The following is a 10,303-nucleotide window of genomic DNA, read 5'->3' on the forward strand; positions in this document are numbered from 1 at the left end:
TGCCTCCGTATCATTACGTAGCGAACGATCGGTGCATTTCGCGCGACCACACGCGCTGCCCATCGCCCGCGCGTTACCCCCAATGACACGCAATTGCATCTATGCTGCGCGACGCGCGATTACATCGTCGCGCCGAGCACCCAGGGCGCGAACTCGGCGCCGCCAAAATCGAAGCTCTCGCTCTTGGTCGGCTGGCCGGAGGCGGTCTTCAGAATGAGCTCGAAGATGCGCTGGCCGCATTGCTCCACGCTCTCCTCGCCTTCGAGGATGGTGCCGCAATTGACGTCCATGTCCTCTTCCATGCGCTTGTACATGGGCGTGTTGGTGGCGAGCTTGATCGAGGGCGCCGGCTTGCAGCCGAACACGCTGCCCCGTCCCGTGGTGAAGCAGACGAGATTGGCACCGCCCGCGACCTGCCCGGTTGCCGCAACAGGGTCGTAGCCGGGCGTGTCCATGAAGACGAAACCCTTCTTGGTGATGGGCTCGGCGTAACGCAGTACCTCGACGAGATTGGTGGTGCCGGCCTTCGCCATCGCGCCGAGCGATTTTTCAAGAATGGTGGTGAGGCCGCCGGCCTTGTTGCCGGGGCTCGGATTGGCGTTCATCTCGGCGCCTTCGCGCTCCGTGTATTCGTCCCACCAGCGCATCAGGTCGACCAGCTTCTCGCCGACCTCGCGACTGACGGCGCGGCGCGTCAAGAGATGCTCGGCGCCGTAGGTCTCCGGCGTCTCCGACAGGATCACGGTGCCGCCGTGACGCACGATGAGATCGCTGGCCGCACCGAGCGCGGGATTGGCGGACACGCCGGAATAGCCGTCGGAGCCGCCGCATTGCAGGGCGACGGTGAGCTCGCTCGCCGGCACCGTCTCGCGCTTGACCTTGTTGGCGTCAGCCAGCGCTTCGCGCACGAAGGCGATGCCCGCCTCCACCGTCTTGCGGGTACCGCCGACCTCCTGGATGTCCATCGCGCGCAGGCGTCCCGCGAGCTTCTGCTCCTCCATCAGGCCGCCGATCTGGTTCACCTCGCAACCGAGGCCGAGCACGATGACGTGGGAGAAATTGACGTGGCGCGCATAGCCGCCGAGCGTGCGGCGGAGCAGCGCCAAGGGCTCGTTCTGCGTCATGCCGCAGCCGGTCTTGTGGGTCAGCGCGACCACACCGTCGACATTGGGGAAATCGGCCAGCGGATTGTCGCCGGTGAAGGGATTCTTCTTGAAGACGTCGGCGACGAGGCTTGCGACATGGGCACTGCAATTCACCGAGGTGAGGATGCCGATATAGTTGCGCGTGGCGACGCGGCCGTCCGGACGGCGGATGCCCTCGAAGGTCGCCGGCAGGTCGAAATTCGGCGTCGGCTTGACGTCGGCGCAATAGGCATAGTCTTTTGAGAAGTCGCCCATGCCGATATTCTGCACGTGCACGTGCTGGCCCGGCGCGATCGGAATGGTCGCAAAGCCGATGATCTGGCCGTAGCGGATGACAGGCTCGCCCACAGCGATCGGCTTGATCGCGACCTTGTGGCCGGAGGGAATGCGCTCGACCGTGGTCACGCCGTCAGCAACAACGGTGCCGGGCGGCAGGCTGGCGCGCGCGATCAGCACGCCATCATCGGGATGCAGGCGGATGACGGGGCTGATGGTCATGGCAGGTCTCCTTGAGCGAATAGTGAGTAGCGAGTGGCGAATGGAAAAAGGGGAGCAGCACTATTCGCTCCCCCCCATTCGCCATTCGCGAGGTCTTAGGCCTTTCCGCCCGAATCCTTGCGGGTGGCATTGACCTGCATCTTGGCGTAGGTCGTCATCAGGCCGACCTCGTTCGAGAGCGTCACCAGCTTGAAGCCCATGTTGATGGCGCGCGCTGCGCCTTCGGCGCCGCTGCAATGGATGCCCGGGTTGAGGCCGCGCTTGCCGCATTCCTTGATGATCTTCTCGTAGATCGCCAGGATCTCGGGCTCGCTGCGGTCGAGCTTGGGCTCGAGGCCGTAGGAGAAGCCGAGGTCGGACGGGCCGATATAGACGCCGTCGATGCCTTCGACGTCGAGGATCGCTTCCATGTTCTCGACCGCGGTCTTGGTCTCCATCATCGGCAGCAGGATGGTGTCGGCATTCGCGGTCTTCTGATACGAGCCCGCGGTGCCGTACATGCCGGCGCGGATCGGGCCGTTGGAGCGCACGCCCTGCGGCGGATATTTGGAATAGGAGACGAGGTTCCTGGCTTCCTGCGGCGTGTTGACCATCGGGCAGATCACGCCATAGGCGCCGCCGTCGAGCACCTTGCCGATGATGCCGGGCTCGTTCCAGGGCACGCGGACCATCGGGGTCACGGGGTGCTTGTCCATGGCCTGGAAGCACTGCACCATCGACAGATAGTCCTGCACGCCATGCTGCATGTCGACGGTGACGCTGTCGAAGCCGCATTGCGCGATCATCTCGGCCGAGAAGCCGGAGGGTATAGCGAGCCACGCGTTGACCACGGCCTTGCCCGACTTCCAGATTTCCTTGACCTTGTTCGCCACGTTGCCTTCCTTCTTTGTTGTTTGAACCTTCGTCACCATGACGAGCGCCGCGACAGCACGACCCGCTGTTAGCGCGAACCGGAGCGCCGCGCTACGCTCGCAATGACGCAACGCCTATGCGCTCGCGCGCTGGATACCGACTTCGCTGACACTGACCTCGCGGGCGGCGCCCACTATTGCCGCCTGGGGTGTCATCCGGCAAGGGATCGGGCCGCTCTGTCACGATTTTCCGCCCCGGATCGCCCGGAATCGGCGCCCCCGATCCCCCGCATCGGCTCGGCGTGCATGGGCAGTTTAGCCCCTGGCATCGACACGGCCAGCGTCGCCCACCTTCGAATCGACGTCAAACCATCGCCGACGACCAGGTTCCGGCCATCACGTGCTCACTCTTCGGCACTTGCCTCCTCGCTTGCGCCAAGCTCTGCAAGACTCTGTTCGAGCGCACCGAGCATCTCCTGCAATTCGGCGAGCTTGCGTGCACCGAAGCGTCGCGTGATTTCGGCATAGATCGCTTCCGACGTCGGCGCCACCGAGGCCATCAGCTTCACGCCCTCTTTCGAGATCGAGACCATGCTGCGGCGCTGGTCCGCCTTCGCCGTCTTTCGTTCGATCAGATTGCGCGCCTCGAGATCGCGCAGGATGCGCGACAGGCTCGGTCCGAGCAGGAACGCCGTGCGGGCGAGTTCCGTGACCTCGACCGTTTCGATCGCCGCCAGTGCACGCAGGATGCGCCATTGCTGCTCGGTCAAGCCGTGCTCGCGCAGCGAGGGACGAAACTGCCGCATCACCGCTTCGCGGGCTCGCAGCAGCGACATCGGCAGCGAGCGGGAGAAATCGCGCATCGGCACCTGCCGTGCGGCAGGCGCGCTTCCGTTGGCTGGATCAGCCGGTCTCTTCACCATGATGCCCTTTCAAACCGCAAAACGTTTGCAGTGCAGCAAGCCGAAATTGTGTTTGACGCATTCACTTAACATGTTAAGTATCTCCCGGCACCTCAGTTTGTATGATCACAAATGGCGCTTTCCAACGACGATATCCAAGCTTGCGCACGGCGTCTGCATCAGGCGGAGAAGACCCGCGTGCAGATCCGGCAGCTGTCGCAGGATTTCTCCGGCATCACCATCACCGATGCCTACGCGATTCAGAAGGCCTGGGTCGACGTCAAGATCGCCGAGGGGCGCATCGTCAAGGGCCACAAGATCGGCCTGACCTCGAAGGCGATGCAGGGCGCGCTCAACATCGACGAGCCCGATTCCGGCGTGCTGCTCGACGACATGTTCTTCGCCGATGGCGGGATCATTCCGACCGAGCGCTTCATTGCCACGCGGGTCGAAGCCGAGCTCGCCTTCGTCATGAGCAAGCGGCTCGCAGGGCCGGACTGCACGCTATTCGACGTGCTCAACGCCACCGACTTCGTGGTGCCGGCCCTGGAGATTCTGGATACGCGGATCGAGCGCGTCGATCCCCAGACCAAAGCGACGCGAAAGATCTTCGACACCATCGCCGACAATGCGGCGAATGCCGGCATCGTGCTCGGCGGGCGGCCGATCCGGCCTTTGGATGCAGACCTGCGCTGGATCGGCGCGCTGTGTTTCAAGAACGGCCAGATCGAGGAGACCGGCCTTGCCGCCGGCGTGCTCAATCACCCGGCGACCGCTGTGGCCTGGCTCGCCAACAAGATCGCGCCGCTCGGCCTTGCGCTGGAGCCTGGACAGGTCGTGCTTGCCGGCTCCTTCATCCGCCCGATCGAGACCCGCAAGGGCGACACAATTCAGGCCGATTATGGCGCCTACGGATCGGTCAGCTGCTACTTCGCTTAAGGCGCACAAGAATACAGGGAGTGAAACCGCGATGCCGCATTTCACGATTGAATATTCGGCCAATCTCGACGGCCGCCTCGACATCGCGGCGGTGTGCGAGATCGTGCGCAAGGCGGCGGTCGAGACTGGCATCTTCCCGCTCGGCGGCATCCGCGTCCGCGCCATCAGGTGCGAGCACTATGCGATCGCCGATGACAGGCAAGACTACGGCTTTCTCGACATGGTGCTGCGCATCGGCGAAGGCCGCGACCTTCCCACGCGCCAGAAAGCCGGCGAGCACGTCTTCCAGGCACTCTCCCGCCATCTCGATCCCGTCTTCGCTGCCAGCAAATTCGCTTTGTCGTTCGACATGCAGATCAACGACAAGGACACCAGCTGGAAGCGCAACAACATCCACGACGCCCTGAAAGTGGAAGCCGCCCATGGATAAGCCCAGTCCGAAAGCCGATGTATTCCAGGCCAACCGCGACCGCGTCGCACCGCTGCTGAAGAAGCTGCGTGCCGACGGCATCGGTCACATGATCGACGGCAAGGCCGTTGCCTCGATCTCCGGCGAGACGTTCGAGACGAAGTCACCGGTCGACGGCACGACGCTCGCGAGCGTCGCGCGCGGCACCGCCGAAGACATCGACCGCGCCGCAACGGCCGCTTCGCTTGCCTTCAAGTCCTGGCGCGACATGGGCCCGGCGATGCGGAAGAAGCTGCTGCATCGCGTGGCCGACGCGATCGAGGACAACGCCGACGACATCGCGGTGCTCGAATGCATCGACACCGGCCAGGCCTATCGCTTCATGGCCAAGGCCGCGATCCGCGCCGCCGAGAATTTCCGCTTCTTCGCCGACAAATGCGCCGAGGCGCGCGACGGCCTCAACACGCCGAGCGACGAGCACTGGAATATCTCGACGCGCGTGCCGATCGGCCCGGTCGGCGTGATCACGCCGTGGAATACGCCGTTCATGCTCTCGACCTGGAAGATCGCCCCCGCGCTTGCCGCCGGCTGCACCGTCGTGCACAAGCCGGCGGAATGGTCGCCGGTCACCGCGGACATGCTCAGCAAGCTCGTCAAACAGGCCGGCGTTCCCGACGGCGTGCTCAACACCGTCCACGGCTTTGGTGAGGAGGCCGGCAAGGCGCTGACCGAGCACCCCGCGATCAAGGCGATCGGCTTCGTCGGCGAGAGCGCGACGGGCTCGGCGATCATGGTGCAGGGCGCGCCGACGTTGAAGCGCGTGCATTTCGAGCTCGGCGGCAAGAACCCCGTGATCGTGTTCGACGATGCCGATCTCGACCGCGCGCTCGATGCCGTCGTGTTCATGATCTACTCGCTCAACGGCGAACGCTGCACGTCATCGAGCCGCCTCCTGGTTCAGGCCGGCATTGCCGACAAGTTCACGGAGAAGCTCACCGCGCGCGTGAAGGCCCTGAAGGTCGGCCATCCCCTCGATCCCGCCACCGAGATCGGGCCGCTGATCCACGAGCGGCATCTGGCAAAAGTGTGCTCCTATTTCGACGTCGCGCGCCAGGACGGCGCTGTGATCGCCGTCGGCGGCAACGCCCATGACGGCCCGGGCGGCGGACATTATGTCGAGCCTACCTTGGTCACCGGCGCACACGGCAAGATGCGCGTGGCGCAGGAGGAGGTGTTCGGACCGTTCCTCACCGTGCTGCCCTTCAAGGACGAGGCTGAAGCCGTCGAGATCGCCAACGACATCCGCTATGGCCTGACCGGCTATGTCTGGACCAACGATGTCGGCCGTGCACTGCGCGTCGCCGATGCGCTGGAGGCTGGCATGATCTGGCTCAACTCGGAGAATGTCCGCCATCTGCCGACGCCGTTCGGCGGCATGAAGGCGTCCGGCATCGGCCGCGACGGCGGCGATTACTCGTTCGATTTCTACATGGAAACCAAGCACGTCTCGCTGGCGCGAGGCACGCACAAGATTCAGAAACTGGGAATTTAACGCTTCGTCGTTCCGGAGCGCGAAGCGAATCCGGAACCTCGAGATTCTCAGGTGCGCAATTGCGCACCATAGTTCGGCTCTTCGAGCCGCCCGGAATGACGACCGAGCCGAGGGGAAACGCAAATGCCCGTACCGCAACACATCTTCGAGCCGCCGTTCAACATCATCCGCTCCAGCCACGTCGTGCTTGACGTCACCGATTTGAAGCTGAGCCGCGAGTTCTATGAGACCATTGTCGGCCTGCACGTCGAGGACGCCGACGACAAGGTCGTGTACCTGCGCGCCGCGGAGGAGCATCAGCACCACTCTTTAGTGCTGCGGAAGGCTGCAGTCCCGGCGTGCGCGCGGCTCGGTTTCAAGGTCGGCAACGATGGGGATCTCGACAAGGCCGCTGCTTTCCTTTCCGAGAACGGCCTCTCCTACGCCTTCGTCGACCAGCCGTTCCAGGGCCGGACCCTGCAGTTCACCGACCCCTTCGGCTTCCAGATCGAGCTCTATGCGTCGATGGACCGGCGGCCGCATCTGCTGCGCCGCTATGATCTCTACCGGGGCTGCCACCCGCAGCGGCTCGATCATTTCAACGTCTTCGCCGCCGAGGTGCAGGACACCGTCGAGTTCTACGCCCGGCTCGGCTTCCGCCTCACTGAATATGCCGAGGAGGATGGACCGAACGGCCGCATCGCCGCGGCCTGGATGCATCGCAAGGGCAATGTCCACGACTTCGCCATCACCAACGGCAAGGGCCCTCGCCTGCACCATTTCGCCTACTGGACGCCGACGGCGATGAACATCATCCATCTCTGCGACGTCATGGCGTCCCAAGGCTTCGTCAAGAACATCGAGCGCGGCCCCGGACGCCACGGCATCTCCAACGCATTCTTCCTCTATGTGCGCGATCCCGACGGACACCGGCTCGAGCTCTACACCAGCGACTATTTCACCGGAGATCACGACCATGAGCCGCTACGCTGGTCGCTGCGCGATCCGCGCCGCCAGACGCTGTGGGGCGCACCCGCGCCGCGTTCCTGGTTCGAGCAGGGCTCGCTGTTTAGTGGGCAAGCCGTGCGTGAGCCGAAGTTTGTGGCCGACGTGCTGGTGGCGGATTGATGAAACTCCCTCGCCTCGCCACCTATTCCGTCAAGGGTGATGTCAGCTACGGTGCCGTCCTCGAGGGCGGCATCGTCGACCTCTCCGCGCGCTACGCAAAACACTATCCGACGCTGCGCGAGGTGATCGCGGCCGGCAAGCTCGTGAGCCTTGCCGAGGAAGCCGCCGGCCGCACGCCGGATCAACCGATCGCCGATATCACCTGGCTGCCGCCAGTGCCCGCGCCGGAGAAGATCATCTGCATCGGCGTCAACTATCCCGACCGTAACGCCGAATACAAGGACGGCCAGGACGCGCCGAAATATCCGAGCATGTTCATGCGCTCGCCCCGCTCCTTCGTCGGCCACGACACGCCGCTGGTGCGCCCGCGGGCGTCCGCGCAGCTCGATTATGAGGGCGAGATCGTGCTGGTGATCGGCAAGCAAGGACGGCATATTCCGGAAAGCAGCGCGCTCGATCACATCGCGGCGCTCACGCTGTGCAACGAAGGCTCGGTGCGCGACTGGCTGCGCCACGCCAAGTTCAACGTCACCCAAGGCAAGAACTTTGATTCCAGCGGCAGCCTCGGCCCATGGCTCGTGCCCTACGTCCAGGAATCGCAGATCGCCGATGTCAGGCTCACCACGCATGTCAACGGCGAGCTCAGGCAGGACGATCGCACCAGCCGGCTGATGTTCTCCTTCCGCTATCTCATCAACTATATCTCCACCTTCGCAACGCTCGTCCCCGGCGATATCATCGTCACGGGCACGCCGACCGGCGCTGGTGCCCGGTTCGATCCGCCGCGTTACCTGAAGCCCGGCGACGTCATCGAGGTCACGGCCGAAGGCATCGGCAGCTTGCGCAACGGTGTCGTCGACGAAGCCTGAACAAGATTGGAATGATGCAATGACCACCCTCACCGGCGGCGAAGCGATCGTAAGCGGCCTGGTCGCCCATGGCGTCGACACCGTGTTCGGCCTGCCGGGCGCGCAGGTCTACGGCCTGTTCGACGCCTTCCATCAGGCCCAGCTCAAGGTGATCGGCGCGCGGCACGAGCAGGCCTGCGGCTACATGGCGTTCGGCTATGCGCGCTCCAGCGGCAAGCCCGGCGTGTTCAGCGTGGTGCCCGGCCCCGGCGTGCTCAATGCGAGCGCCGCACTGCTCACCGCGTTCGGCTGCAACGAGCCGATGCTGTGCGTCACCGGCCAGGTGCCGACGCAGTTTCTGGGCAAGGGCCGCGGCCATCTGCACGAGATGCCGGACCAGCTCGCGACCTTGCGCACCTATGTGAAATGGGCCGACCGGATCGAATATCCCGGCAATGCGCCGACTGTCGTCGCGCGCGCCTTCCAGGAGATGATGTCGGGACGGCGTGGCCCGGCCTCGGTCGAGATGCCCTGGGACGTCTTCACCCAGCGCGCGGACACCGCCGCTGCCCGGGTGCTGGAGCCGCTGCCCGCGCCGCAGCCCGATCCGGATCTGATCAAGCAGGCCGCCGCGCTGATCAAGGCGAGCAAGGCGCCGATGATCTTCGTCGGCAGCGGCGCGATCGAGGCAGGCGAGGAGATCCTCGAGCTCGCCGAGATGATCGATGCGCCCGTGGTCGCCTTCCGCAGCGGCCGCGGCATCGTCTCCAATGCGCATGAGCTGGGCCTCACCATGGCCGCGGCCTACAAGCTGTGGCCGACAACCGATGTGATGATCGCAATCGGCACCCGCGCAGAGCTGCCGGCATCCGGCTTCCGCTGGCCCTATCAGCCGAAGGGGCTGAAATCGGTTCGGATCGACATCGACCCGACCGAGACGCGCCGGGTCGTCGTCGATGCCGCCATCGTCGCCGATGCCAAGGCCGGAACGGCCGATCTCGTCGCGGCCGTGAAGAAAGCCGGCTTTACGCGGACCCGTGGCCGGCGGGAGGACATCCGCGAGGCGACCGCGGCCGCGCAAGCCGAGATCCAGCGCATCCAGCCGCAGATGGCGTATCTCAACATCCTGCGCGAGGTGCTGCCGGCGAACGCGATCGTCACCGATGAACTGTCGCAGGTCGGCTTTGCCTCCTGGTACGGCTTTCCGATCTACCAGCCGCGCACCTTCATCACGTCAGGCTATCAGGGCACGCTCGGCTCGGGCTTCCCGACCGCGCTAGGTGCCAAGGTCGCCAACCCCGACAAGCCGGTGGTGGCGATCACCGGCGACGGCGGCTTCATGTTCGGCGTGCAGGAGCTTTCCACCGCCGTGCAGTTCAACATCGGCGTGGTGACACTGGTGTTTAACAACAACGCCTATGGCAATGTCCGCCGCGACCAGCGCGAACGTTTCGACGGCCGCGTAGTGGCGTCCGACCTCGTCAATCCGGATTTCGTCAAGCTCGCGGAGTCTTTTGGCGTTGCGGCTGCGCGTGTCACGGCGCCGGATCAGTTCAAGGCCGTGCTGGAAAAGGCGCTCGCGCATAGCGGGCCGTATCTGATCTCGGTCGAGGTGACGCGCGATTCGGAGGTCAGCCCCTGGGCGTTCATTCACCCGCCGAAGCCTTAGTCGGAGCATCGTCGTTCCAGGGTTCTTCCCTTCTCCCCTTGTGGGCCTGTTGCGTAATCCGCCAGTTGTGATTCCCTAGGGCAAAGCCTTGGGGGAATGACGATGGCGGTGAAGCGGACAGGACAGCCGAGCTTTGTGGAAGCGCTGATGCCGAAGGGCGCCGGCGCCAATGCGGCGCTGGATCGGTTGGCTGGCCTGGTCAAGTGGTACCGGTTCGAGAAGCTGATCGGCCATTTGCGGGATGAAGGGAGCCCCGGTCGTCCAGGCTATCCGGTGCTTGTGCTGTTTCGCGCGGTGCTGCTGCAGTCGCTCTACGGTCTTTCGGAGCGCGAACTGGAGGAGGCGCTGGGCGACCGGTTGTCATTCAAGCGCTTCGTTGGTTT

Annotated in this window: 10 protein-coding genes; 7 read left to right on the forward strand and 3 right to left on the reverse strand. The window is 64.5% G+C overall.

Features of this window, described 5'->3' with window-relative positions:
* Positions 1–119: 119 nt before the first annotated feature.
* The 3 genes from BM190_RS16960 to hpaR form a co-directional block, all read right to left on the reverse strand.
* Complete coding sequence (locus tag BM190_RS16960) at positions 120–1,643, reverse strand: UxaA family hydrolase (protein ID WP_092256842.1); 1,524 nt, start codon at positions 1,641–1,643, stop codon at positions 120–122.
* Positions 1,644–1,738: 95 nt separating this feature from the next.
* Positions 1,739–2,515 (reverse strand): HpcH/HpaI aldolase family protein, encoded by a 777-nt coding sequence (locus BM190_RS16965; protein ID WP_008549964.1) that lies wholly within the window; start codon positions 2,513–2,515, stop codon positions 1,739–1,741.
* 383 nt (positions 2,516–2,898) lie between these two features.
* Positions 2,899–3,417, reverse strand: coding sequence for a homoprotocatechuate degradation operon regulator HpaR (hpaR, locus tag BM190_RS16970; RefSeq protein ID WP_018315666.1), 519 nt, complete (start codon positions 3,415–3,417; stop codon positions 2,899–2,901).
* 111 nt (positions 3,418–3,528) lie between these two features.
* On the opposite strand from hpaR, the gene hpaH reads away from it, so the two are divergent.
* The 7 genes from hpaH to BM190_RS17005 form a co-directional block, all read left to right on the forward strand.
* Positions 3,529–4,335, forward strand: a complete 807-nt coding sequence (hpaH, locus tag BM190_RS16975; RefSeq protein ID WP_092256846.1) for a 2-oxo-hept-4-ene-1,7-dioate hydratase — start codon at positions 3,529–3,531, stop codon at positions 4,333–4,335.
* A gap of 31 nt (positions 4,336–4,366) precedes the next feature.
* Positions 4,367–4,765, forward strand: coding sequence for a 5-carboxymethyl-2-hydroxymuconate Delta-isomerase (locus tag BM190_RS16980; RefSeq protein WP_018315664.1), 399 nt, complete (start codon positions 4,367–4,369; stop codon positions 4,763–4,765).
* On the forward strand, positions 4,758–6,296 hold the full coding sequence (hpaE, locus tag BM190_RS16985; protein WP_092256850.1) for a 5-carboxymethyl-2-hydroxymuconate semialdehyde dehydrogenase: 1,539 nt from the start codon (positions 4,758–4,760) through the stop codon (positions 6,294–6,296). Before BM190_RS16980 ends, hpaE begins: the two co-directional genes overlap by 8 nt.
* Before the next feature lie 123 nt (positions 6,297–6,419).
* Positions 6,420–7,403 (forward strand): 3,4-dihydroxyphenylacetate 2,3-dioxygenase, encoded by a 984-nt coding sequence (gene hpaD / locus BM190_RS16990; RefSeq protein WP_018315662.1) that lies wholly within the window; start codon positions 6,420–6,422, stop codon positions 7,401–7,403.
* Entirely contained in the window at positions 7,403–8,272 is an 870-nt protein-coding gene (locus BM190_RS16995) for a fumarylacetoacetate hydrolase family protein (protein ID WP_092256854.1), read from the forward strand. The genes hpaD and BM190_RS16995 overlap by 1 nt, the downstream gene beginning before the upstream one ends.
* A 19-nt stretch (positions 8,273–8,291) precedes the next feature.
* Positions 8,292–9,920, forward strand: coding sequence for a thiamine pyrophosphate-dependent enzyme (locus BM190_RS17000; protein ID WP_092256858.1), 1,629 nt, complete (start codon positions 8,292–8,294; stop codon positions 9,918–9,920).
* A gap of 102 nt (positions 9,921–10,022) precedes the next feature.
* The coding region (locus BM190_RS17005) for a transposase (RefSeq protein ID WP_143109052.1) at positions 10,023–10,303 on the forward strand (281 nt) is incomplete at its 3' end.

The organism is Bradyrhizobium sp. Rc3b (assembly GCF_900114915.1).
Taxonomy (GTDB): Bacteria; Pseudomonadota; Alphaproteobacteria; order Rhizobiales; family Xanthobacteraceae; genus Bradyrhizobium.

What these genes read in the sequence shown, in the direction of transcription:
- hpaE (WP_092256850.1), top strand. Translation starts at nt 4,758, where the DNA reads ATGGATAAGCCCAGTCCGAAAGCCGATGTATTCCAGGCCAACCGCGAC.
- BM190_RS16980 (WP_018315664.1), top strand. Translation starts at nt 4,367, where the DNA reads ATGCCGCATTTCACGATTGAATATTCGGCCAATCTCGACGGCCGCCTC.
- BM190_RS16960 (WP_092256842.1), bottom strand. Translation starts at nt 1,643, where the DNA reads ATGACCATCAGCCCCGTCATCCGCCTGCATCCCGATGATGGCGTGCTG.
- BM190_RS16995 (WP_092256854.1), top strand. Translation starts at nt 7,403, where the DNA reads ATGAAACTCCCTCGCCTCGCCACCTATTCCGTCAAGGGTGATGTCAGC.
- hpaD (WP_018315662.1), top strand. Translation starts at nt 6,420, where the DNA reads ATGCCCGTACCGCAACACATCTTCGAGCCGCCGTTCAACATCATCCGC.
- BM190_RS17000 (WP_092256858.1), top strand. Translation starts at nt 8,292, where the DNA reads ATGACCACCCTCACCGGCGGCGAAGCGATCGTAAGCGGCCTGGTCGCC.
- hpaR (WP_018315666.1), bottom strand. Translation starts at nt 3,417, where the DNA reads ATGGTGAAGAGACCGGCTGATCCAGCCAACGGAAGCGCGCCTGCCGCA.
- hpaH (WP_092256846.1), top strand. Translation starts at nt 3,529, where the DNA reads ATGGCGCTTTCCAACGACGATATCCAAGCTTGCGCACGGCGTCTGCAT.